The following is a 24,222-nucleotide window of genomic DNA, read 5'->3' as shown; positions in this document are numbered from 1 at the left end:
TGCTGTTCACTTTCCGCTCGTGGTGGTTCTGGATGTCGGTGGTACCGGTTGCCCGTAGACGAGCACGAGTCGCGCGGGCTCGGAGGACTCGTTGGCCACGCCGTGCAGGCTGCCCGCCGGGGCATACGCGGCGTCGCCCGCGCGCAACACCTCGCGCTCGCCGTCGACGGTCATCACGACCTCGCCGGCGACGACGACGTACAGCTCGTCGTCGCTCGTGACGGAGCAGCTCTCGTCGTGGCCCTCGAGGTGCAGGTGCTCGCCCTCGGAGGAGCCCGGCGCGAGCGAGTAGAGCATGACCTGGGCGGGCAGCGCGGTGCTGGCGCCGAAATACCGCTCGACGCTCAGACCGGCCGCGCCGCCGTAGAAGGTGACGTCGCGCCGCTCGTCGCCACCCCTCTGCACGCGCATCTGCGGCACCTCGGCGGCGGGCGGTTTCATGGGACTCCTCGTGTGCGGGGGACCGTCCGGCATGGACGCCGGGCGAGTGCGATCACTATAGGAAAAGGGAGAACCGGCTCTGTTACAGTGCGTACTCAGCGCAAACCTCCCCGTGTGAGATTGCACATTGTGTCGAGAGGATGCCGCAGCCGTGAGTTCGCGAGTGGTGCAGGGGCTGGCCGCGGTGCAGGTGGTCGCGGGCCGACGCGACCCGACCGCGCCGCTGAGCGTGGGGACGATCTCGCGCGAACTCGGGGTGACTCTGAGCAGCGCGTCGCGGCTGTGCTCGGAGCTCGAGGCGGCGGGGTTCCTCGGCCGCGGCGACGCGTACGGCACCTATCGGCTCGGGCGTGACGCGATCCGGCTGTCGGGCGGCGCGGCGGCACCGTTCGCGCGCACGGTGCGGTTCGCGCTGACCCTGGCCGCGCAGCAGACGGGCGAGACCGTTTTTCTGACCGCTCGGTCGGCCGGCGGCATCCGGGTTATCGATTCTGTCGAGTCGTTGTGGACCCTGCACTCGCCGGCCGACGTCGGCGACCTGGTCGCCGACGAGCGGAGCGCGGTGATGCGCACGGCCACCGCGGCTGCCGTCGAGTCGCCGGAGCCCTGGGTCGAGTCGACGATCGGCATGAGCGTCGAGATCGCCGCGCCGGTGCTCACGCCGGCGGGGGCGCACGTGGCAGTGGTCGCCCTGCGGCTGCCGATCAACCGCGTCGGCCAGAATCTGCCGCGGGCGCGGCGGGCCGTGGTCACCGCACGCCGTACGATCGAGCGGTCGCTCGCGGAGTGGATCGACGAGCCGCGCTCGCCGGAGCCCGACCTCGCCGCACCCGCCGGGGCCAGCGCGCTCGAGGCCGCGTTCCGCATCCTGCGGCATTTCGCCGCAGGTCCCGACACGGTCGCGGGCACCGCGCGGGCCGTCGGCCTGCGCCCCGACCGCACGCTGCGACTGATCGAGTCGTGCAGGCGGGCCGGTTTCGTCTGGGCGAACCGCGACCAGAGCCGCTACGGCCTCGGCTGGATCGTGCACGGCTGGTACCGCGCTGCCGCCGCGCCGACGATCGTCGCCGGGGGCAAACCGCTCGCCGCGGAGATCGCGAACCGCACCCGTACCTGCGGGTTCATCACCGTGCTCAAGGGCATGCGCAGTTTCACCCTGGTCGAGGAACTCGAGATGGCGGGCGATGGCTTGCAGATGTCGTCGTGGCTGGGGCGGGCGCACCCGATCATCGGCTCCGACGGCGGGCCCACGCTGCTGATGGACTTCGGCGCGCAGGAAGTCACGCAACTGTTCCCGACGCGGCACACCGCGCACGAGCTGGACGTGTTCCTGAAGCGCGTGCGCCGGGTCGACCGCGACGGGGTGCTCTCGATGCAGGCGTTCGAGGACGCGGGCATCGTGTCGGTGTCGGCGCCGGTGCGCGACTCGAGCGGCACGGTCGCTGCGGCCGCCTGCGTCGTCGGCACCACGCAGTACATGCAGGCCAACGCGGCGGAAGTCGAGGCGGCGGCGCGCGAGCTCGCCGAGAGGGTGTCGGCGCTGCTGCGGTAGGGGAGTGCGGCTTTGCGACGCGCGGCCGGGCTACCGCGCCGTCGCCATCACCCGCAGCCGGCAGGCGAGTTCGAGGGCGAAGCGGGTGTCGGGGTCCTCGAGGTCGAGCTGCAGCGACTGCTCGATGCGGCGGATGCGGTAGTTGACAGCGTTGGGATGGAGCGTGAGGATCTCCGCGGCCCGGGCGAGCGAGTTGCGGTTGCTGAGGTAGGCCAGCAGCGTGCGCACCGAGATCGCGGAGCGCTCGGCACCGAGCGCGTCGAGCGGCTCGAGCACGTCGTCGAGCAGGGCGCGGCTGAGCGGCGAGGCGTAGAAGTCGAGCAGCACGCGGCGCAGGCCGGTGACGTCGGTGACCTCGATCGCGCCGAGGCGGCCGGCGGCGACCGCGGATTCCGCGGTGATGCGCGACTCGGTCGCCGACTGGCGCAGGCCGGAGGCCCCGGACTGCGGGGTGCCGAGCCCCACGGTGAACGTCCACTCGTCGCCCGCGATGGTGCTGCCGTGCGCGACCAGCTGCTCGATCACGTCGCGCAGGCGGCGCTGGTGGTTCGGCGCTCCGGCCTCCTCGGAGGCGATGACAACGAGGTCGTCGTGGAAACCGGCGAGGTGCCACACCTCGTCGCGCCCGTCGATGAGCTGGAACGCGCGCAGTTCGATCGCGGCGATGAGCGACGGCGGCAGCCGCTGCGCCGGGTCGTCGCGGTGCTTCGGCGCGATCCAGGCAGCGGCGTGGGCGAGCTGCACCGGCAGGCCGGCGCGCGCGGCGTCGACCGCGAGCGCGTCGATGCGCGAGGACTCGGCGAGCAGCAGCTCGACGATCAGGTCGGCCCGCGAGCGGGCGGGGCCGAACCGGGCCTGCGATTCGCGCTGCAGCGCGCGCGACAGAACCGCGGCCACCACGGGGATCGCGATCGCGAGAGCGGTGTCGTGGTCAGGCGAGACGAGGCGGCCGATCGGCACCTCACCGATGCAGACCGCGTCGGAGTCGGTCCAGCGCACCGTCGGGTCCTCGACGATGTCCAGGTCGACGCCGAGGGCGGAACCGGCGGCATCGAGGATGGCGCCCCTGGCGTCGAGCGGAGCCGCATCGGCCGCGTGCCCCACGGCGGCCACCGCGCGCTCGGCCCGCGCCATGGCCTCGGCCGCGCCGCCGCGTAGCATGCGGTCGACGAAGACCGCGATGTCGGAGGGCGCCGCGGTCGCCGACAGCACGGGCAGCGAGCCGCGGTCGGCGAGCGTGCGCGAGGTCTCGGCCAGGGCGATCTCGCCGACGAAGAGCAGGGCGGCGGCCTCGACCGCGATGGCCCGTCGGATGGCGATGTCGATCTGGTACGCGCGCGGTTCGTCGCCCGCACCGGTCAGCACGATGACGAGGTGGCCGGCCGTCGCGGCGCCCACGTCGTCGAGCGCGAGCATCTCCACGCCCTCGACCACGACGTCGTCGGAGTCGCCCGCGCGGTACCGCAGGTCGAATCCGTCGCTCTGTTCCACGATCTGGGCGAGTGTTATCTGTGCCATGACACCAATATGCCGCAATTCCTTGGGTTGGTAAAACATTCCACCCGCTTGACCCCCTCACTACGCTCAAGGAATGAGTTCGACGCGCCCCACCGATTCCCCACCCGTCCGCCTGATCACGCGCGACGACGTGGCTCCCCTCGCCGCGGGCTGCGCGGTCTTCGGAACCGGTGGCGGCGGTTCGGTGCACGGCGCCCAACTGTCGGTCGAAACTGCCATCGACAAGAACGGCCCCGTGCGGGTCGTCGGTGTCGCCGACCTCACCGCCGACGATGCGGTCATCATCATGTCGGGCATGGGCGCCCCCTCCGTCGGTATCGAGATGCTCGGCTCCGCAAGTCAGGCGCACACCCTGCTGCGCGAGGTCGAGCGTCTCGTCGGCCGGCCCATCACCACCGTCATGGCGGCCGAGATCGGCGGCAGCAACGGCGTCGCGCCCGTCGGCTGGGCGGCCGAACTCGGTCTCGCCGTGCTCGACGCCGACGGCATGGGCCGCGCGTTTCCCAAGGCCACGATGATCTCGATGAACGTCGCGGGCCTGCCGAGCGAGTTCGCCGTCATGAGCGACGTCGTCGGCAACGTCACCGTGCTGCGCACCGTCGACATCGCATGGCTCGAGCGCCACGCCCGCGCGTTCACGGTCGCCGCCGGCGGAATCGCCCTCGGCGCCCACTACCTGCTCACGAGCGAGACCGCTCCCGGGGCGGTCATCGAGGGGACTGTCAGCCGCGCCATCCAAGTCGGCCGTCGTCTTCTCGCCGCGACCGAGCCCGTCGCCGAGATCGCCGACGAACTCGATGCCGCCGTGCTGCTGCGCGGCAAAGTCATCGACATCGACCGCAACACCGCTGGCGGCTTCACCCGCGGCTCCGTCACCATCGAGGGCATCGGCGGCGACCGCGGCCGCATGGTGCGGGTCGAGATCCAGAACGAGAACCTCGTCGTGATCGAAGACGGCGCGGTCGTCGTGAGCGTGCCCGACCTCGTCTCGATCCTCGACTCCGAGACGGGCGAGGCGATCTCGACCGAGATGCTGCGCTTCGGCCAGCGGGTGAGCGTGCTCGCCTGGGCCTGCGACCCGCTCTGGCGCACGCCCCGCGGCATCGAGCTCGCCGGCCCCGCGGCGTTCGACTTCGACTTCCCGTACGTGCCGTTCGACGGGCCGACGAGCGATACCAGCGTCGCCGCGACCGCGGAGGTGGCACGATGAACGCCCTCCGCGACCTCTCCGTCGGCATCGACGTCGGCGGCACCAACACCGACGCGGTCGTGCTCGACGCCGACGGCGCGGTGATCGCCTGGACCAAGCAGGCCACCACCGAAGACGTCACCGGCGGCATCCGCGCCGCCCTCTCCGCCGTGCTCGGCGACCTGGGCGACGACCGCTCGCGTGTCTCCCGTGTCATGCTCGGCACCACCCACGCCACCAACGCGATCGTGCGCCGCCGCGACCTCGGCCGAGTCGCCGTGATCCGCCTCGGCGCCCCCGCCTCGACCGAACACCCGAGCCTCACCGGCTGGCCGGCCGACCTGCGCGACACCGTGCTCGCCGGTTCGTTGCTCGCCGGCGGCGGCCACCTGGTCGACGGGTACCCGCTCTCCCCGCTCGACACCGACGGCATCCGCCGCTTCCTCGACTCGATCGAGGGCCGCTTCGACGCGGTCGCCGTCTGCGGCATCTTCAGCCCCTCGTTCCCCGAGCAGGAGCTCGAAGTCGCCGCCCTCATCGGCGACCACGTCGGCGTCGACCTGCCCGTGTCGCTCAGCCACGAGATCGGCGCCCTCGGCCTGCTCGAGCGCGAGAACGCCACGGTGCTGAACGCCGCGCTGCACGGTGTCGCCCGCGATGTCACGCAGGGCCTGCTCACCGTCGTCGAGGAGGAGCAGCTCGACGCGGCCACCTTCTTCGCCCAGAACGACGGCACGCTGATGGCCGTCGAGTACGCGGCCCGCTACCCCGTGCTCACCATCGGCTCGGGACCGGCGAACTCGATCCGCGGTGCCGCCTTCCTCTCCGGCGCGGACAACGCCATCATCATCGACGTCGGCGGCACCACGAGCGACCTCGGCGTGCTCGTCGACCGGTTCCCGCGCGAATCGACGCTGCCCCGCGAGATCGGCGGCGTGCGCACCAACTTCCGTATGCCCGACATCCTCAGCGTCGGCATCGGCGGCGGCACGATCGTCGACACGGCGACCGGCACCCCCGGCCACGACTCGGTCGGCTACCGGCTCACCGAAGAGGCCCTCCTGTTCGGCGGTCCGACACCGACACTGACGGATGCCGCGGCGATGCAGATGCCCGGAATGATCGACGGGCGCTCGCTGCCCACGCTCGACCGTTCCACCCGCTCCGGTCTGGGCAACGCCCTCGCCGTGGCCCACGACCGCATCGAGGCGGCGGTCGAGAGAATGTCGCTCGGCCGTGTCGGCCTCCCGCTCGTCGTGGTCGGCGGCGGCGGATTCCTCGTGCCCGACCGGGTGCTCGGCGCGAGCGAGGTGCTCCACCCCGACCGCGGCAACGTGGCGAACGCGGTGGGAGCCGCTATCGCCCTCGCCGGCGGCCGCGCCGACCAGATGTGCGACTACGCCGACCGCGCGACCGCCATCGAGGCGGCGGGACGCACCGCCATCGAACGTGCGATCCAGGCCGGGGCAGACCCGCGCCTCGTGGAAATCGTCGACGTGCTCGAGACCCCGGTCTCCTACGCGACGCGCGCCACCCTCAAAGTCTCCGTGAAAGCCGCCGGTCCCTTGGCCCTGATCGGGAATCCCGCACCACTCGCCTCGCACACTCCGAAGGACGCATCATGAAAAGACAGCACCACGTAGTCGCCGTCGCGGCGGCTACCCTCGCAACAGCACTGGCGCTCACCGCGTGCAGTGCACCGTCCGGCGGATCGGACGGCGGCACCGACGTCGTCTCCGGCGGCACCTTCTCGGTCGCGCTGAACGACGACCCGGGCAGCCTCTCGCCGCTCACCGGCGTCTCGCTCGTGCAGCGCGCGCTCGTCGCCTTCGGCTACGACTCGCTGGCCTACACGACCCCCGAGGGCGAGGTCATCCCGTGGCTCGCCGACAGCTGGGAGGTCACCGGCACTTCGATCGCGTACACGCTCAAGGACGGCATCACCTGCGCCGACGGCACGGACTTCACAGCAGAGACCGCCGCCGCCAACATCTCCTACCAGGCGGATGCCGCGAACGGCACGTTCTGGTTCGGGTCGAGCATCACCGCCGACATGACGGCCGCGGCCGAGGGCAACGTGCTCACCATCACCTCCGCGACCAACAACCCGTTCCTGCTCGAGGGCACCGGCAGCATCGAGATGGTCTGCCAGGCCGGCCTCGACGACCCCGAGACCCTGACCGACGCGACCAACGGCACCGCGCTCTACGCGCTGTCCGACTCCACCCCGGGCTCGGAGTACACCTACACGAAGCGTGACGGTTACACCTGGGGCCCCGACGGCGTGACCAGCGACACCGAGGGTCTGCCGGACGAGATCCTCGGCCGCGTCATCACCGACGAGGCGACGGCAGCGAACCTGCTGCTCTCGGGCGAGCTCAACGCGGCATCCGTCGTGGGCGCCGACCGTGCCCGCCTCGACTCCGCCGGCCTCGAGACCGAGAGCCTGCTCAACCCGATCGGCGAGATGCTGTTCAACGAGCGTGCCGACCGCCCGACCGCCGACGTGCGCGTGCGCCAGGCACTGACCCTCGCGCTCGACCGTGACGCGGTCGGCGAGCTCGTGACCGACGGCAACGCCGTCGAGTCGGTGTCGCTCGTCAACCAGATCCCGCTCACCTGTGTCGCCGGAGGCCCCGAATGGACCCTCCCCGACACCGACGTCGAAGCGGCCGGCGAGCTGCTCGACGAGGCCGGCTACGAGCTCGGCTCCGACGGACTGCGGTCGAAGGACGGCGAGCCGCTCACCATCCGCTTCATCTACGACGCGGGAACCCCGTCGCACGGTGCCGCGGCCGAAGAGGTGCAGCAGGAATGGAACGAGCTCGGCATCACCACCGACCTCGTGGCGGAGGACCCGGCCGGATGGTCGACCGACCTCTACCAGAGCTACGACTGGGACACCGGATTCATCCAGCTCGCTCCGTCCAGCCCCGTGGTGCTGAGCCTGTTCTTCCTCGGTGAGACGAGCGAGAACGGTGGCTACAACTTCATGGCCGTCTCGAACCCGGAGTACAACGCCCTCGCGACCGAGGCCTTCACCGCCGAGTCCGCCGACGAGGCGTGCGGCATCTGGAAGCAGGCCGAGGCCGAGCTGATCGAGCGGGTCGACATCTTCCCGCTCGCCGAGACCGAGACGCCGATGTACCTCAGCGGCGTTACGCTCGACCGTCCGGGCGCAATCGCGCCGACCACCATCCGGATGCTGGGATAACACCATGACGATTCCCTCGACCGTGGTCACGGCCGTCCCGGCGACTACGCCGACCGAGCCCTCGCCCGCGCGTCGGGGGGATCGTCTCCTGGCGGTCGTCGGCTCGCCGAGACTCGCCTTCCTGATCAAGAGATTCGCCCGCGCCGCCGTGGCGCTCGCGCTCGTCCTCGTCGCCTCCTTCTTTATGGTGCAGTTCGTGCCGGGCGACCCGGTGCGGGCGGCCCTCGGGCCGACCGCCCCGGCCGAGACCGTCGCGGTGCTGCGCAGCGCGCTCGGCCTCGACCTGCCGCTCGGCGAGCAGTTCGCCAACTACGTCAGCGGCCTGTTCCGCGGCGACCTCGGCGTCTCGATCAGCACGCAGCGCCCGGTCGGCTCCACGCTGGCCGAGCGCCTGCCCGCCACGCTGATGCTCTCGGTCGTCGCCTTCGTCGTCGCCGCCCTCGGCGCCTTCCCGATCGGCGTCGCCACGGCGGTCTCCGCCCGCGGCGGACGTCGCCGTGCGCTCGACCTCGGGGTCTCCGGCCTCCTCGGCGTGATCATCGCCGTGCCGAACTTCCTGCTGGCGGTCGTGCTCATCTGGCTGTTCAGCATCGTGATCCCGCTCGCCCCCTCGGCCGGCTGGGGCAGCGTGCAGCACGCGGTACTGCCGGTGCTCGCGCTCGCCATCGGCCCGCTCGCCTACCTCGCGCGCATCGTGCACGTCGAGATGGTGCGGGTTCTCGACGCCCCGTACATCACCACCGCGCGAAGCAAGCGCATGCCGGCGCACCTCATCTACCTGCGGCACGCGCTGCCGAACATCGTCACCGCCACCCTGACCGCGGGCGGTGTCGTGCTCACCGGCCTCGTCGCGGGCACGGTGCTCATCGAGACCGTCTTCGTCATCCCCGGCATCGGGTCCACGATCGTGTCGTCGATCACCACGAAGGACTATCCGCTCATCCAGGGGGTCGTGCTGATGTACGCCGTGCTCGTGCTCGCCGCCAACCTCGTGATCGACCTGCTGCTCGCGGCGCTCGACCCGCGTTCCACCATTGCGGAGGCCTAAGCCATGAGAATCCCGTCGTTCCTGCGCAGCCCCCAGGGCCTCGCGGCATCCATCGGTCTCGTCCTGGTGATTCTCGCCACGGTGTTCGGACCCATCGTGTTCGGCGACCTCGCCACCGAGCGGTCGATCCCCGACCGCCAGCAGGGCGCCAGCCTCGGCCACCCCTTCGGCACCGACGAGCTCGGCCGCGACCTGTTCGCGCGCGTCGTCGTCGCGACCCGCGTCTCGGTTCTGCTCACCCTCGGCGCCACCGGCATCTCCGTGGTCGGCGGAGTGCTGCTCGGCGTCATCGCAGTGCTGCTCCCCAAGGTGCTGCAGCGGCTCGTCGCCGGGCTCATCGACATCCTGCTGTCGTTCCCGTGGCTGCTCCTCGCCCTGTTCTTCTCGGTGATCTGGGGCACCACGGCCGTGGGCGCGATGCTCGCCGTCGGGTTCGCGGGCATCCCCGTGTTCGCCCGGCTCACCAGCACACTCGCCGCGTCGGTCGCCGGCAGCGACTACGTGCGCGCCGCGGGCATGCTCGGCAGCGGCAACCTGCGCACCACGTTCCGCCACGTCGTGCCGAACATCCTGCCGCCGTTGCTCGTCAACACCGCGGCGCACGCCTCGGTCACCCTGCTCTCCTTCGCCGCCCTGTCGTTCCTCGGCCTCGGCGTGCAGGCGCCCGAGTACGACTGGGGCCGCCTGCTCAACGAGGGCTCGAAGCGCATCTACGTCGACCCGATGGCCGCCATCGGGCCGGGCATCGCGATCGTCCTCGTCGGCGTCGTGTTCGCCCTGCTCGGCGAGGTGTTCAGCGAGTCGGGCGGTCGCCGCCTGCCGCCGAAGGCCGTGCGCCGCCGCCGCTCCACCGACTACGTGGCACCCGTCACCGACGAGACCACGACGCTCGAGATGACCGACCTGCGGGTCGCATTCCCGGGCCGCGACGGCGGGATGGTCGAGCGCGTGCACGGCGTCAGCCTCACCATCCAGCCGGGGGAGACCGTCGGCATCGTCGGCGAGTCCGGCTCGGGCAAGTCGGTCACCGCGTCCGCCGTCGCCGGCCTCCTCGGCCCCGACGCCCTCGTGACCAGCACGAGACTGATGTTCCGCGAGATCGACATGACCGCGGTGCCGAACGCCTCCGAACGCCGTCGTCTCGGGCTCGAGCAGGCGATGATCTTCCAGGACCCGCTCACCTCGCTCAACCCGGCCCTGACCATCGGCCGGCAGATGCGCGAGGCCAGCGAGGTGCACGCCAGAATGAGCCGAGCCGACTCGCTGCGCCGGGCCGTCGACAAGCTCAACCTGGTGCGCATCCCCGACGCGGAGCGCCGCATCGGCCAGCTGCCGCACGAGTTCTCGGGCGGCATGCGCCAACGCGCGATGATCGCGATGGGCCTCATGGGCAACCCGCGGCTGATCATCGCCGACGAACCGACCACCGCCCTCGACGTCACCGTGCAACGCCAGGTGATGCAGGCGCTGCGCGAGGCGCAGAACACCACGGGCGCCGCGATCCTCTTCATCTCGCACGACATCGCGCTGGTCAGCGGGTTCTGCGACCGCATCATCGTGATGCGTGACGGGCGCGTGGTCGAGGAGATCGCCGCCGACCGCCTGGACGAAGCCCAGCACCCCTACACGCGCGGCCTGATCGCCTGCGTTCCCGACATGACCACCGACCGCACCGCGGTGCTGCCCGTGATCGCGGCGGCCGACGAGGAGATAACGGTATGAGCGAGCTACGATTCGAGGCCGTCACCGTGCGTTTCGGCAGCGGACGCACGGCCAACACCGCCGTCGACGCGGTCGACCTCACGGTGCGCCCCGGCACGACCCACGGGCTCGTCGGCGAGTCCGGTTCCGGCAAATCGACGGTGGCGCGCGTCGCCGTCGGCCTGACCAGGCCCGCCTCCGGGCGCATCCTTCTCGACGGCGTCGACATCACGAGCAAGGACCCGGCCGCGAAACTCGCGCGCCGCCGGGTACAGATGGTCTTCCAAGACCCCCTGTCGGCCCTCGACCCCCGGATGTCGGTGGGATCCTCGATCGCCGAGGGACTGCTCGCGACCGGGAGGCGCCACACCGCGGCGCAGCGCACCGACCGCGTGCGCGAGCTGCTCGACCTCGTGCACATCGACCCGCAGCGCGCCGACGACGGGCCGGCCTCGTTCTCGGGCGGGCAGCGCCAGCGCATCACGATCGCCCGCGCGCTCGCCGCGGAACCCGAGGTGCTCATCGCCGACGAGATCACCTCGGCCCTCGACGTCTCGGTGCAGGGCGTCGTGCTCAACCTGCTGCGCGAACTGCAGCAGAGGCTCGACCTCACCATGCTGTTCATCTCGCACAATCTCGCCGTGGTGCGCTACGTCAGCGACGAGGTCACCGTGATGCGGTCCGGCCGCGTGGTCGAGCACGGCTCCACCGAGGCCGTGCTCACCGACCCGAGCGACCCGTACACCCGCGAGCTGCTGCGCGCCGTGCCCGTGATGGGCCGCCCGCTCGACCTGGAGGACGCGTGACCGAGTTGATCATCCGCGGTGCCCGCGTGCGCGGCCGCGACGGACTGCGCGACGTCGTGGTGCGTGACGGAACGGTCGCGTCGGTCGCACCGGCCGGGGCGTCGGCCGGCGGCATCCCGACCCTCGAGGCCGACGGCCGCTGGCTGATGCCCGGCCTGTGGGACGCCCACGTGCACTTCACCCAGTGGGTGGTGCGCCGCCAGCGCGTCGACCTCGCGCCGGCCGACAGCGCCGCCGCCGCGGTCGGCATCATGCGCGACGCCCTGCACCGCGACGACCGGGTGCTCGTCGGCTACGGGTTCCGCGACGGGCTGTGGGCCGACGCGCCCACGCGCGCCGCGCTCGACGCGATCGCGCCCGACCGCCCCGTGATCCTGATCAGCGGCGACCTGCACTGCGGGTGGATGAACACCGCGGCGGGCCGCCACCTCGGCGTCGAGGTGCCCCACGACGGCGTGCTGCGCGAGTTCGAGTGGATCGCCGCCCTCGACGTGCTCGACCGCGACGGCCAGCCCGGCACCGACGCCTACCGCGCGGCCGCCGACGCCGCAGCCGCGCGCGGAGTGGTCGGTATCGTCGAGTTCGAGAACGCCGACAACACCGCCCTCTGGCCCGCCCGGGTCGCCGCCGGTGTCACCGCGCTGCGCGTCGAGACCTCGGTCTGGCCCGACCGGCTCGACGCCGCGATCGCGGCCGGGCTGCGTACGGGCGACGCGCTCGACGCGAGCGGCATCATCCGCATGGGCCGGCTGAAGATCGTGGTGGACGGCTCGCTCAACACCCGCACCGCTTTCTGCTGGGATCCGTACCCGGGTATCGCCGCCGACCACCCGCACCCGTGCGGCGTGCTCAGCGTGCCGCCCGAGGAGGTCGAGGCGCTGCTCGCACGCGCCCGCGACGCCGGTATCGCCCCCGCCGTGCACGCGATCGGCGACCGCGCCAACAGCGCCGTGCTCGATGCCTTCGAGCGGCTCGGCATCGCCGGCACCGTCGAGCACGCCCAACTCGTCTCGAGCACCGACTTCGCCCGCTTCGGCCGCCTCGGTCTGACCGCGAGCGTGCAGCCCGAACACGCCATGGACGACCGCGACGTCGCCGACCGCTACTGGGCAGGCCGTACCGACCGCGCGTTCGCCTTCGGGTCGCTTCACCGGGCCGGCGCGACCCTCGCCCTCGGTTCCGACGCCCCGGTCGCTCCGCTCGACCCGTGGCTCGCGATCGGCGCCGCGGTGAGCCGGCAGCGCGACGGCCGTGAGTCCTGGCACCCCGCCGAGCGGCTCCCGCTCGACGTCGCCCTGGAGTCGAGCACCCGCGGCGCCGTCGTCGCCCCGGGCGCCCTCGCAGACCTCGTGCTCGTCGACGAGGACCCGGCGCTCTCCGACAATCTCCGCGAGATGCCCGTCGCGGCCACCCTGCTCGGCGGCCGCATCACCTTCAGCACGATCTAGCGAGGACACGCCATGCCCCTCATCACCACCCCCGCGGGAATCGCCGTCTACTACCAGACCGACGGTTCGCCCGACGGCAAGCCCCTCGTGCTGCTGCACGGCGGCGGCGCCCAGCTCATCGGCTGGGACGACCGGTTCTGCGCCCTGCTCGTCGACGCCGGATTCTTCGTCATCCGCACCGACAACCGCGACGTCGGCCTCAGCCAGGCCACCGGCGGCCCCGACGACTACGAGGCGACCTACGACCTCGCCGACATGGCCGACGACGTGGTGGCCGTGCTCGACGACCTCGGTGTCGAGAGCGCCATGGTGACCGGGATGTCGATGGGTGGCTACATCGCGCAGCTGCTGGCACTGCGCCATCCATCACGGGTCTCGGCTCTCGGCCTCATGTCGACGTCGCTGACCTCCGCCCCCGAGTTCCTCGTCGGCGAGCACTCGGGCGAGCCGGTCGCGTTCGTGCCGCCCGTGCTCGACCGTGACGCCTACATCGCGATGTTCATCGGCGGGCAGCGGAACTACCAGTCGCCCGGCTTCCCGTTCGACGAGGCCGCGTCGGCAGAGCTCGGCGGCCGCTACTTCGACCGCGCCTACACGCCCACCGGCCTGGTGCGGCAGTGGAACGCGCTGCTGCGCGGGCCGCTCGAGCGCCGCGAGGAGATGGCCACGGTGACGGTGCCGACCGTGGTGATCCACGGCCGCGGCGACCAGAGCCTGCACTGGAGTGCCGCCCTCGAGACCGCGCGCGTGATGCCGCAGGCGGAACTGCACCTCTACGAGGAGATGGGGCACGACATCCCCGTCGAGCTCTGGCCCGAGTTCGTGCTCGCCCTCGCCCGGACGGCGGGCCGTGCCGATGCGTGAGAATCCCGACTACGGAATGACCGACATCGCCGAGGTGCGTGCGCTCATCAGCGAGTACCCCTGGGGGACCATGGTCAGCGCGACGCCCGCGGGTGTCGTCGTGTCGCACTACCCGTTCCTGCTCGAGGACGGCGACGACCTCGTGCTGGTGAGCCACGTCGGCCGCCCCGACGAGCAGCAGCACGGTCTCGGATCCTCCGAGATCGCCGTCGTGTTCTACGGCCCGAGCGGCTACGTCTCGCCCAGCTGGTACGGCGTCGAGCGCGCGGTGCCGACCTGGAACTTCGCGACCGTGCACGCGTACGGCGTGCCCGAGATCCTCAGCGACGCCGAGAACCTCGCCGTGCTCGAGCGTCTCGTCGACCACTTCGAAGACCCGCTGCCGAACCCGTTCCGCATGCGCGGCACCGCCGAGAACGCCGCCTACGCCGAGCGCATCGTGCACGGCACGGTCGGGTTCCGCATGCGCGTCACCCGGGTCGAGGCCAAGGAGAAGATGAGCCAGGACAAGCCGGCCGAGGTAGTCGACCGCGTCACCGCCGCGCTCGAGGCGCCCGGGCCGTACCGGAACCCCGCGCTGGCCGAGCGGATGCGCCGCGTGCGGGCGTCGTCATGACCCTTGAACTCGTCGCCCTGCGTCGTCGCCTCCACGCCGAACCCGAGCTCGGCCTCGACCTGCCGGTGACGCAGGCGACCCTGCTCGAGCAACTCGCCGACCTCGACCTCGAGATCACGACCGGCACCGGCCTCAGTTCGATCACCGCCGTGCTGCGCGGCGGCCTGCCCGGCCCCGTCGTGCTTCTACGCGCCGACATGGACGGCCTGCCCGTGGTCGAGGCGACCGGTCTCGACTACGCCGCGACGAACGGCGCGATGCACGCGTGCGGCCACGACCTGCACATGGCCGGACTCGTCGGCGCCGCCCGGCTGCTCGCCGCGGGCCGGTCCGAGCTGGCGGGCACCGTGGTGTTCATGTTCCAACCCGGTGAGGAGGGCCACGCCGGCGGCCGCATCATGATCGAGGAGGGCGTGCTCGACGCCGCGGGGGAGCGCCCGGTCGCCGCCTACGCGATGCACGTCGACTGCTCGACCGACCCCGGCCTGTTCGTCTCCCGCCCGGGTCCGATCATGGCCAGCGCGAGCGGCCTCCGCATCCACGTCACGGGCACCGGCGGCCACGCCGCCTTCCCGCACCTCGCCGTCGACCCCATCCCGGCCGCGGCCGCGATCGTGCTCGCACTGCAGACCTTCGTCAGCCGCCGTGTGCCGGCCGCCGACCCCGCCGTCGTCTCGGTCGTGAGCATCAACAGCGACTCGACCGCGCCCAACGTGCTCGCCACCCGGGTCGAGGTGTTCGTCAACATCCGCACCCTGTCGCGGGCCACCTTCGCCCTCGTGCGTTCCTCGACCGGCGAGCTGGTCACCGGCATCGGCGAGGCGCACGGCTGCACCGTCGAGACCGAGTTCATCGACTCCTACCCGGTGACCCACAACGATGAGGCGGAGACCTCCCGCGTGCTGGCCGCCCTGGAAGCGCGTCACGGCGCCGACCGGGTGTACCGTCTGCCCGCGCCATCCATGGCCTCTGAAGACTTCGCCTACGTTCTCGAGGAGGTGCCGGGCACGCTGCTTTTCCTGGGTACCAGACCGGCGGATGTCGCGGCCGACGGAGCGCCGTCGATGCACGGCGAGCGCGCGGTGTTCGACGATTCGCTGCTCGGGTTGCACGCGGCGACCCTCGCCGACCTCGCCCGGGAGCGGTTGGCGCTCGGTCGGTGAGCTTGTCGAAGTGCACTGTGATTTGCCCTTCGACAGGCTCAGGGGCCGTGGCATTCGCGGGCAATACTTATAGAATCCTCAATAGGAGGCGGCACCTATGAGTTCCACTGACATCGATTCCGACCTGGGCAGGGCCCGCGCGCTGCGCCTGCACCTCGATCTCGCGCGGCTCGACTACCTGCGGCTGCTGCGCCGACTCGCCGAGACGCTGACGGCGGTCGAGATCTCCGACCGCACGGGTTCGTCGCCCTCGCACGTGAGCGCCGCGCTCGCCGAAGCGGCGGACATCGCCGAGCCGGTTGCCGGTTTCTCGGGGGCGTCGCCCTACGAGATCGCGCAGCGCTTTGCCGACGGGCAGATCCCGCGGGAACAGCTCGTCGACGAGCTCGCGCGCTGGGACTACCCGCTCGAGCAGGGCACGCACGACGACTTCGACGCGCTGGTGGTGTCGGTCCCCGGTTCGTTCGACGAGGTGACGGATGCCGCCGGCCACGGGCTGATCGACGGGGCCACCTACGACGAGATCCTGAACGCCGCGGCGGACCGGTCGAGCTGATGGCCGACGCTGACGTCGCCGTAGCCCGCGTGCTCAAGCACCGGCTCGAGCTCGACCGCCTCGACTATCTGAGAGAGCTGCGGGCGTTGGCGACGCGTCTGACCGCGAAGGAGATCGCGGCCGAACTTGGCGGCCCGCCGTCCGCCGTCGAAGCGGCACTGGACGAGCCCGTCACCGACCCGCGACCCGGGTTTTCGGGTGCCACCCCGTGGGAGGTCGCGCAACGCTTCGCAGTCGGGCAGATCTCCCGGGAGCAGGTCGTCGACGAGCTGGCGCGGTGGGAGTACCCGCCCACGGAGCTCACCGACGGCATCGACGGGCTTCTCGTGTCGCCACCCGGCTCGTTCCAAGAAGTCTTCCGCGCGCTGGACCGGGATCTCATCGACGCGGAAATCTACGGCGAGATCGTCGACCGAACGCCTGGGGGCCACGCAGTGACGGAGACGAACGGGGCCGTCGGTCCGGATGATGATCTGGTGGTGTTGCGAGTACTGAAGCACCGCCTCGACCTGGCTCGGATCGACTACGTGCGGGCGCTACGTGCGCTCTCGAACGGCTTGTCCGCGGGGCAGATTGCGGCGGAGTTGAGAGTTCCGCCGACCACCATCGAGGAAGCTTTTGCGGAACCCGTCGCCGCACCTCGGTCTGGCTTTTCTGGCGCGACGCCATGGGAAGTGGCCCAGCGATTTGCCGTCGGCCAGATCTCCCGGGAGCAGGTCGTCGACGAGCTGGCGCGGTGGGAGTACCCGCCCATGGGTACACCGCACAGCCATGACGGCCTGCAGGTATCGCCTCCCGGCTCGTTCCTCGACGTCATCGAAGCAGCGGACAGCGGACTCCTCGACGATGAGTCGTACGCCGAGATCGTCACTCGCCGTTCCGACGCGTGACCCTTCGACAGGCTAAGGGACCCGGTTCCTGAGAGCGAGCCGTGTGTGCGGCGCATCCCGGGAACTAACCGCGGCACCCCGGCGTTGTACCCATCGAATGCCGTCGCAGCCAGCGACGGAAGCAGAGAGGGACCGAATGCCAACCGAGTACCGCAAGACCGACGAGGCCTTGTCGAGCCTCACCCCCACGCAGTACCGCGTGACGCAGGAGGCGGCGACGGAGCCCGCCTTCCGCAACCGTTTCTGGGACAGCAAGGACGCCGGCATCTACGTCGACATCGTGTCGGGGGAGCCGCTATTCGCTTCCACCGACAAGTACGACAGCCGATCGGGCTGGCCCAGTTTCACTGTGCCCATCGATGCGGCTAACGTCGTGATGAAGCAGGACCGCGAGTACGGAATGGTGCGCACCGAGGTTCGATCCGCGCACGGCGACAGCCACCTCGGACACGTGTTCAACGACGGCCCGGTCGAGAGCGGCGGGCTTCGCTATTGCATCAACTCGGCAGCGTTGCGTTTCATCGCCGTCGACGATCTGGAGAAGGAGGGTTACGGAGACTTCCGTAACCTGTTTACAGCCGAGGAGGCCACACGATGAGCGCAACAACCAAGACCGCGACACTGGCAGGCGGCTGTTTCTGGGGCATGGAGGAGCTCGTGCGTAAGCGCGAGGGCGTCGTCTCCACCCGCGTCGGCTACACCGGCGGAGACACCCCGAACGCCACGTACCGCAACCACGGCGACCACGCCGAGGCGATCGAGATCACCTACGACCCCGAGAAGACGAACTTCCGTGAGCTGCTGGAGTTCTTCTTCCAGATCCACGACCCGTCGACGAAGGACCGTCAGGGCAACGACCGCGGCCGCAGCTACCGCTCGGCGATCTACTACGCCGACGCCGAGCAGGAGGCCGTCGCCCGCGACACCATCCTCGACGTCGACGCGTCGGGTCTCTGGCCCGGCAAGGTCGTGACCGAGGTCGAGCCTCTGGGCGACTTCTGGCTGGCCGAGGACGAGCACCAGGACTACCTGCAGGTCTACCCCAACGGCTACACGTGCCACTTCGTGCGCCCGGGCTGGGTCCTGCCGCGTCGCGAGCAGGTCGCGAGCTAACACCCCGCACCCGACGGCCGTCATCCGATTCCGGATGGCGGCCGTCGTCGTTTGCAGGGGTCGCTCAGGCAAAGCCGTGGTTCGCTCGATATGGTGAGAAACATGGACGACCCTCCCCATCACAGATCCCAGCCCCTTCAGCCCTCCCGCCCCGTGACCCGCGCGGCCCGAGCTCAGGAAGGGGCGAGAGATGAATGAGTGGATCATGGTCGGTATCGGTCTGGTTCTGACCGTCGGTACCGGCATGTTCGTGGCCTCCGAGTTCGCGCTGGTGAACCTCGACCGCAACGACCTCGAGAACCGCCAGGCGCGCGGCGAGAGGCGACTCGGCCCCACGATCAGGGCGCTGAAGATCACGTCGACGCACCTCTCGGGCGCTCAGCTCGGCATCACGATCACGACGCTGCTCACCGGCTACACCTTCGAGCCCGCCGTCAGCTCGATGCTCGAGGCCCCGCTGACCGCGCTCGGCATCCCCGCGGCGATCGTGCCCGGAATCGGCACAGTGATCGGCATCCTGCTCGCCACCCTGTTCTCGATGGTGATCGGCGAGCTCGTGCCCAAGAACTTCGCACTCGCGCTGCCGCTCGCGACCGCGAAGTTCGTGGTGCCGTTTATGACGCTGTTCACCACGGTGTTCAAGCCGATCATCCTCACCTTCAACAACACCGCGAACGCCATCATCCGCTCCTTCGGCATCGAGCCGAAGGAGGAGCTCTCGGGTGCCCGCTCGGCCGAAGAGCTCGGTTCGCTCGTGCGCCGCTCGGCGATGGAGGGCTTCCTCGATCAGGACCACGCCACGCTGCTCGACCGCACCCTCCGGTTCTCCGAGCACTCGGCCGCCGACGTCATGACGCCGCGCGTGCAGGTCAGCTGGGTGACGGCGGATGCCACGGCGGAAGAGATCCTGCAGCTCTCGCACTCGACCGGCTATTCCCGGTTCCCGGTCACGGGCGAATCCACCGACGACATCCTCGGCGTGGTGCACGTCAAGCAGTCCTTCGCGATCGACCTGGCGCAGCGCCGCTCGGTCACCGCGAGCGACATGATGATCGAACCGGCCCGCGTGCCCGAGTCGATGGAGGTGGAGACCCTGCTCGGTCTGTTGCGCCGCAGCGGCTTCCAGATCGCCATCGTCACCGACGAGTACGGCGGGACCGCCGGCATCGCCACCCTCGAAGACCTCGTCGAAGAAATCGTCGGCGAGCTGGAAGACGAACACGACCGCCACAAGCCCGGTCTCATCCGAGCGGGTAAGACCGTGACTTTCGATGCGGGATGGCGCCCCGACGAACTGCTCGAGCGCGCGGGGATCGTGGTGCCCGAATCGGAACACGAGACCATCGCGGGCTTCGTCGCCGACGAGCTCGACCGGATCCCCGAGGTGGGCGACGAGGTCGCGCTGCCGACGGGCGCGATGCGGGTGGAGCGCGTGGACGGCGCCCGGGTGCTGAGGCTGAGCTTCACGCCCGCCGAAGAGACGCATGACGGGATCGTCGACGAGCTGAAGAAGGACCTGAAATGAGCGAGTACCTGCCCGGCATCATCTGGCTCGTCGTGCTGCTGATCGTCAACGCCTTCTTCGTCGGAGCCGAGTTCGCGGTCATCTCCGCGCGCCGCTCGCAGATCGAGCCGCGCGCCGAGGCCGGCAGCAAGGCGGCGAAGACCACGCTCTGGGCGATGGAACACGCGACCCTGATGCTGGCCACGAGCCAGCTGGGTATCACCGTGTGCTCCCTCGTGATCCTCAACGTGTCAGAGCCCGCCATCCATCACCTCATCGAGATCCCGCTCGGCCTCACCGCCCTGTCGGGCGAGGCGATCGGGGTGATCGGCTTCGTCGTGGCCCTGCTTCTGGTGACGTTCCTGCACGTGGTCATCGGCGAGATGGTGCCGAAGAACCTCGCGTTCTCGGTGCCCGACCGCGCGGCGCTGCTGCTCGCGCCGCCGCTGGTCTTCGTCTCGAAGGTCTTCCGCCCCGTGATCGGCAGCCTCAACTGGTTGGCGAACATGATCCTGCTGCTGTTCCGCGTGCAGCCCAAGGACGAGGCGACGAGCACGTACACGCTCGACGAGGTGGCTGACATCGTCGAGCAGTCGACCCGCGAGGGGGTGCTCGCCGACGCGTCCGGCGCCCTGACGAACGCGTTCGAGTTCACCACCAAGAAGGTCGCCGACGTGCAGGTGCCCATCGCCGAGATGGTGCTGCTGCCGCCGCACTCGACGCCCGCCGACATCCAGAAGGCGGTGGCAATGCACGGCTACTCGCGGTACATCCTGACGAACGGGGAGTCGGAGCCGACCGGCTACCTGCACCTGAAGGACGTGATGGACCTTACCGACAGCGTCGCGTTCACGAGCCCCGTGCCCGCCAAGCGCGTGCGCCGGCTGACGGCGGTGCTCGCGTCGTCCGACCTCGAGGACGCCCTCGCGTCGATGCGCCGTGCCGGTTCGCACGTCGCCAAGTCGATGGACGCCGACGGCGTCACCACCGGCGTGCTGTTCCTCGAGGACATCATCGAGGAACTCGTGGGCGAGGTCGAGGACGCGACGAGCGCCTAAACCCTAACGGAATCCTTACGCCGCGGACTCCCGCGGTGGGCGGCCGACCGCCTACCGTGGGAGTTTCGCAGAGAAACAGGGTTCCGTCGTGTCACAGCAGGTATCGCCGTCCGCCACCCCGCGCCGGGACGCCACCCGTTCCTGGTTGTTGCGCGGCATGCCGTCGCGGGCCGCGTCGCACCCCGGGCCGCACGCCGAGTCGGTCGAGAAGACCCACTCCTGGTGGCGGGTGATGTGCCTCACCGGCGTCGACTACTTCTCCACCCTCGGCTATCAGCCGGCGATCGCGGCCGTCGCCGCCGGCCTGCTCTCGCCGCTCGCGACCATCGTGCTCGTGCTGCTCACCCTGTTCGGCGCGCTGCCCGTCTACCGCCGGGTCGCGCGCGAGAGCTTCCGTGGCGAGGGGTCGATCTCGATGCTCGAGCGGCTGTTGCCCTGGTGGGGCGGCAAACTGTTCGTGCTCGTGTTGCTCGGCTTCGCCGCGACCGACTTCATGATCACCATCACCCTGTCGGCAGCGGATGCGACGGCGCACGCCGTCGAGAACCCCTTCGCCCCCGCGTGGTTCGAGGGCAACGAGGTGCTCATCACCCTCGTCTTCGTCGGGCTGCTCGCCGCGGTGTTCCTGCGCGGGTTCAAGGAGGCCATCAGCATCGCGGTCGTGCTCGTGGCCGTGTTCCTGCTGCTCAACGCGGTCGTGATCGTCGTCTCGTTCTTCCACATCGGCGCCGATTTCACCGTCGTCGACGACTGGTGGGGCGCCCTCACCGCGCAGCACAGCAACCCCGTGCTGATGGTCGGCATCGCGCTGCTCGTGTTCCCCAAGCTCGCGCTCGGGCTCTCCGGCTTCGAGACCGGGGTCGCCGTGATGCCGCAGATCCGCGGCGGTGCCCGCGACACCGAGGCGAACCCCGAGGGACGCATCCGCGGCGCCCAGCGCCTTCTCACGACGGCCGCGCTCATCATGAGCGCCTTCCTCATCACGTCGAGCATCGTCACCACGTTCCTTATTCCGCAGGAGGAGTTCCAGGCGGGTGGGGAGGCCAACGGCCGCGCGCTCGCCTACCTCGCGCACGCCTACCTCGGCGACGGCTTCGGCACGCTGTACGACGTGAGCACTATCTGCATCCTCTGGTTTGCCGGCGCCTCGGCGATGGCCGGCCTGCTCAACCTCGTGCCCCGGTACCTGCCGCGCTACGGCATGGCGCCGCAGTGGGCACGCGCCGTGCGGCCGCTCGTGCTCGTCTTCACCGTGATCGCGTTCGCTATCACGATCGCCTTCCAGGCCGACGTCGACGCGCAGGGCGGCGCGTACGCCACCGGCGTGCTCGTGCTCATCACCTCGGCCTCGGTGGCCGTGACGCTGTCGGCGCTGCACAAGCAGCAGCGCAAGCGCACGGTCGGTTTCGCCGTCATCGCGCTCGTCTTCGTCTACACGACCATCGTCAACGTGGTGGAGCGGCCCGACGGCGTGCGCATCGCGGCCCTGTTCATCCTCGGCATCCTCGTCGTCTCCCTGGTGTCGCGCGTGCAGCGGTCGTTCCAGCTGCGCGCGACCTCGGTCGAGCTCGACGAGGTCGCCGAGCAGTTCGTCACGGCCGACAGCGACCAGCACGGGTCGGTGCACGTTATCGCGCACGAGCCGGACGAGGGCAGCGAAGACGAGTACCGCCGCAAGCTGCACGACGAACGCCGCGACAGCGGCATCCCGGCGCGGGCTCCCGTGGTGTTCCTCGAGGTGCACCCGGGCGACTCGTCGAACTTCGAGGAGGACCTGGTCGTGCGCGGCGTGATCCGCCACGGCTACCGCGTGCTGCAGGTGAACAGCGGCAATGTGCCCAACACGACGGCCGCGGTGCTGCTCGCGATCCGCGACCTCACCGGCGTCGTGCCGGGCATCTACTTCGAGTGGACGGAGGGCAATCCGCTCTCCAACATGTTCCGGTTCCTCATCACCGGAACCGGCGAGGTGGCGCCCGTCACCCGCGAGGTGCTGCGCCGCGCGGAGACCGACCGCGCCCGCCGTCCCGACGTGCACGTGAGCTGAGTCGACCCCCTTATTTCGCGCGCTCGCGAGCCGCTAACGTGGATCGGGTGAATGGTTCCTTTCCCGCGGCAATGGATGCCCTGAGCAGGCAGACGGACGACAGCTCGTCGTTCTCCTTTCCCTTCGTCGACGTGTTCCCCGTGACCGGCGCGGCCGTCTCGACGCTGGGCCGTCTGCTCGGCAGCGAGACCCTCTCGGCGAGCGACCCGCAGGCCGCCCGGCTCGACGAGTTGCAGTTCGATCTCGGCGAGGGCCCGTGCTGGGACGCCATGACCACCGCCCGTCCGGTGCTGACGCCCGACGTGCGCACCCAGTCACCGCGCCGCTGGCCCGCTTTCGCGCGCGCCATCGACGCCGACGAGCTCGGCGCCATTTTCGCCTTCCCGCTCGTGATCGGCCCGCTGCGGATCGGCGCCGTCGACCTCTACTCCAAGCGGCCGACCGAGCTGACCCCGATCCAATCGCGCCAGGCGAGCGAGATGGCCGATGCCGTCAGTCGTCAGGTGCTGCGCCAGGCGCTCATGCGCATCGGCAGCGACGGCAGCGAAGACAAAGCGGTGAACGCGTTCTCGCGCCGCGTCATCCATCAGGCGACGGGCATGGTGCTGAGCCAGCTCGACGTGCCGATCGACGACGCCCGTCTCGTCATCGAGGGCCACGCCTTCGCCTCCAACCGGTCGATGATGGATGTCGCGACCGACATCGTCAACGGAGAGCTGAACTTCTCCGTCCGCAGCACAGGAATCGAGGCCTCCGAATGAGCACGGAGACACGTGAGGGCCAGCTGCTCCAGACGTTCGCGAAACTCGCCGACACGCTCGTGGTCGGCTACGACGTCGTCGACCTGCTGCAGTTGCTGGTGGAGACCTGTCGAGACCTCCTGGGTGCGACCGCCGCGGGCATCCTGCTCGCCAACAGCGACGGCGAACTCGAACTCATCGCCTCGACCAGCGAGTCCAGCCGGCTCGTCGAGATGATGCAGCTCGCGGCCGAGGCCGGGCCCTGCGTCACAAGCTACGAGATCGGCGAGCTCGTGGTCGTCTCCGACATCGGCGCGGTGCCGCCGGAGTGGTCGCGCTTCCGCGACTCCGCGCTGCAGCAGGGATTCGCCGCGGTCTACGCGGTGCCGCTGCGGCTGCGCGAGACGACGATCGGCACGCTCAACCTGTTCCAGAGCGAGTTCGGCCAGATGAGCGACCAGGACCTGATCGCGGCACAGGCGTTCGCCGATGTCGCCACCATCGGCATCCTGCATGAAAGATCTCTGCGCGAGAGCGGAGCTGTCCAGGCCCAGCTGCAGAACGCGCTGAACAGCCGCATCCTCATCGAGCAGGCGAAGGGTGTCGTCGCGCACTCGCGGTCGGTGTCGGTGGACGACGCGTTCGCCCTGATCCGTGCCCACGCGCGGGCCAACCAGCTCGGAATCGCCGAGGTCGCGGCCGAGATCGTGGGCAGGCGGATGACGCTCTAGGGTTTCTCTGCGGCACCCGGGGG

At 70.4% G+C, this 24,222-nt stretch carries 22 protein-coding genes; 20 read left to right on the top strand and 2 right to left on the bottom strand.

The window, feature by feature from the left end:
* Positions 1 to 6: 6 nt before the first annotated feature.
* Positions 7 to 441: a cupin domain-containing protein gene (locus HD599_RS15315; protein ID WP_184239133.1), complete on the bottom strand. Its 435-nt coding sequence runs from the start codon at positions 439 to 441 to the stop codon at positions 7 to 9.
* Positions 442 to 592: 151 nt separating this feature from the next.
* Here HD599_RS15315 and HD599_RS15310 point away from each other — a divergent pair, with 151 nt between their 5' ends.
* Positions 593 to 1,993 (top strand): IclR family transcriptional regulator domain-containing protein, encoded by a 1,401-nt coding sequence (locus HD599_RS15310; RefSeq protein WP_184239131.1) that lies wholly within the window; start codon positions 593 to 595, stop codon positions 1,991 to 1,993.
* 30 nt (positions 1,994 to 2,023) lie between these two features.
* Here the strand turns inward: HD599_RS15310 and HD599_RS15305 are convergent, their stop codons facing one another.
* On the bottom strand, positions 2,024 to 3,511 hold the full coding sequence (locus HD599_RS15305) for a PucR family transcriptional regulator (protein ID WP_184239128.1): 1,488 nt from the start codon (positions 3,509 to 3,511) through the stop codon (positions 2,024 to 2,026).
* Between the two features lie 73 nt (positions 3,512 to 3,584).
* Here HD599_RS15305 and HD599_RS15300 point away from each other — a divergent pair, with 73 nt between their 5' ends.
* The 19 genes from HD599_RS15300 to HD599_RS15210 all read left to right on the top strand — a co-directional run bounded on the left by HD599_RS15300 (position 3,585) and on the right by HD599_RS15210 (position 24,199).
* Positions 3,585 to 4,721, top strand: coding sequence for an S-methyl thiohydantoin desulfurase family protein (locus HD599_RS15300; RefSeq protein WP_221420525.1), 1,137 nt, complete (start codon positions 3,585 to 3,587; stop codon positions 4,719 to 4,721).
* Positions 4,718 to 6,325 carry a hydantoinase/oxoprolinase N-terminal domain-containing protein gene (locus HD599_RS15295; protein ID WP_184239126.1) on the top strand — a complete coding sequence of 536 codons (1,608 nt, stop codon included), beginning with the start codon at positions 4,718 to 4,720 and terminating at the stop codon, positions 6,323 to 6,325. The genes HD599_RS15300 and HD599_RS15295 overlap by 4 nt, the downstream gene beginning before the upstream one ends.
* Positions 6,322 to 7,914, top strand: a complete 1,593-nt coding sequence (locus tag HD599_RS15290; protein ID WP_184239124.1) for an ABC transporter substrate-binding protein — start codon at positions 6,322 to 6,324, stop codon at positions 7,912 to 7,914. The genes HD599_RS15295 and HD599_RS15290 overlap by 4 nt, the downstream gene beginning before the upstream one ends.
* Before the next feature lie 4 nt (positions 7,915 to 7,918).
* Positions 7,919 to 8,962, top strand: a complete 1,044-nt coding sequence (locus HD599_RS15285) for an ABC transporter permease (RefSeq protein WP_184239122.1) — start codon at positions 7,919 to 7,921, stop codon at positions 8,960 to 8,962.
* Between the two features lie 3 nt (positions 8,963 to 8,965).
* Positions 8,966 to 10,684, top strand: coding sequence for a dipeptide/oligopeptide/nickel ABC transporter permease/ATP-binding protein (locus tag HD599_RS15280; RefSeq protein WP_184239120.1), 1,719 nt, complete (start codon positions 8,966 to 8,968; stop codon positions 10,682 to 10,684).
* Positions 10,681 to 11,469, top strand: a complete 789-nt coding sequence (locus tag HD599_RS15275; protein WP_184239108.1) for an ABC transporter ATP-binding protein — start codon at positions 10,681 to 10,683, stop codon at positions 11,467 to 11,469. Before HD599_RS15280 ends, HD599_RS15275 begins: the two co-directional genes overlap by 4 nt.
* Positions 11,466 to 12,917, top strand: a complete 1,452-nt coding sequence (locus HD599_RS15270; protein ID WP_184239106.1) for an amidohydrolase family protein — start codon at positions 11,466 to 11,468, stop codon at positions 12,915 to 12,917. Before HD599_RS15275 ends, HD599_RS15270 begins: the two co-directional genes overlap by 4 nt.
* Before the next feature lie 12 nt (positions 12,918 to 12,929).
* Positions 12,930 to 13,781: an alpha/beta fold hydrolase gene (locus HD599_RS15265; protein ID WP_184239104.1), complete on the top strand. Its 852-nt coding sequence runs from the start codon at positions 12,930 to 12,932 to the stop codon at positions 13,779 to 13,781.
* On the top strand, positions 13,774 to 14,397 hold the full coding sequence (locus HD599_RS15260) for an FMN-binding negative transcriptional regulator (protein WP_184239102.1): 624 nt from the start codon (positions 13,774 to 13,776) through the stop codon (positions 14,395 to 14,397). Before HD599_RS15265 ends, HD599_RS15260 begins: the two co-directional genes overlap by 8 nt.
* On the top strand, positions 14,394 to 15,560 hold the full coding sequence (locus HD599_RS15255) for a M20 metallopeptidase family protein (RefSeq protein WP_184239100.1): 1,167 nt from the start codon (positions 14,394 to 14,396) through the stop codon (positions 15,558 to 15,560). The genes HD599_RS15260 and HD599_RS15255 overlap by 4 nt, the downstream gene beginning before the upstream one ends.
* Positions 15,561 to 15,657: 97 nt before the next feature.
* Positions 15,658 to 16,116: a hypothetical protein gene (locus HD599_RS15250; RefSeq protein ID WP_184239098.1), complete on the top strand. Its 459-nt coding sequence runs from the start codon at positions 15,658 to 15,660 to the stop codon at positions 16,114 to 16,116.
* The gene (locus HD599_RS15245; protein ID WP_184239096.1) at positions 16,116 to 17,006 is read left to right on the top strand and encodes a hypothetical protein; all 891 of its coding nucleotides are present in this window, start codon (positions 16,116 to 16,118) and stop codon (positions 17,004 to 17,006) included. Before HD599_RS15250 ends, HD599_RS15245 begins: the two co-directional genes overlap by 1 nt.
* Before the next feature lie 136 nt (positions 17,007 to 17,142).
* Entirely contained in the window at positions 17,143 to 17,604 is a 462-nt protein-coding gene (gene msrB, locus HD599_RS15240) for a peptide-methionine (R)-S-oxide reductase MsrB (RefSeq protein WP_184239094.1), read from the top strand.
* Positions 17,601 to 18,119 carry a peptide-methionine (S)-S-oxide reductase MsrA gene (gene msrA / locus HD599_RS15235; RefSeq protein WP_184239084.1) on the top strand — a complete coding sequence of 173 codons (519 nt, stop codon included), beginning with the start codon at positions 17,601 to 17,603 and terminating at the stop codon, positions 18,117 to 18,119. Before msrB ends, msrA begins: the two co-directional genes overlap by 4 nt.
* 190 nt (positions 18,120 to 18,309) lie before the next feature.
* On the top strand, positions 18,310 to 19,644 hold the full coding sequence (locus tag HD599_RS15230) for a hemolysin family protein (protein ID WP_184239082.1): 1,335 nt from the start codon (positions 18,310 to 18,312) through the stop codon (positions 19,642 to 19,644).
* Positions 19,641 to 20,681, top strand: coding sequence for a hemolysin family protein (locus HD599_RS15225; protein ID WP_184239081.1), 1,041 nt, complete (start codon positions 19,641 to 19,643; stop codon positions 20,679 to 20,681). Before HD599_RS15230 ends, HD599_RS15225 begins: the two co-directional genes overlap by 4 nt.
* A 157-nt stretch (positions 20,682 to 20,838) precedes the next feature.
* Positions 20,839 to 22,728: an APC family permease gene (locus tag HD599_RS15220; protein ID WP_246376868.1), complete on the top strand. Its 1,890-nt coding sequence runs from the start codon at positions 20,839 to 20,841 to the stop codon at positions 22,726 to 22,728.
* Between the two features lie 47 nt (positions 22,729 to 22,775).
* Positions 22,776 to 23,489 (top strand): GAF and ANTAR domain-containing protein, encoded by a 714-nt coding sequence (locus HD599_RS15215; RefSeq protein WP_343062102.1) that lies wholly within the window; start codon positions 22,776 to 22,778, stop codon positions 23,487 to 23,489.
* Entirely contained in the window at positions 23,486 to 24,199 is a 714-nt protein-coding gene (locus HD599_RS15210; RefSeq protein ID WP_184239077.1) for a GAF and ANTAR domain-containing protein, read from the top strand. Before HD599_RS15215 ends, HD599_RS15210 begins: the two co-directional genes overlap by 4 nt.
* The last annotated feature ends 23 nt before the right edge of the window (positions 24,200 to 24,222 follow it).

Source organism: Conyzicola lurida (genome assembly GCF_014204935.1).
Classification (GTDB): Bacteria; Actinomycetota; Actinomycetes; order Actinomycetales; family Microbacteriaceae; genus Conyzicola; species Conyzicola lurida.
Note: the sequence above shows the minus strand (reverse complement) of the source record. Positions and strands in the feature narration are given on the sequence as shown.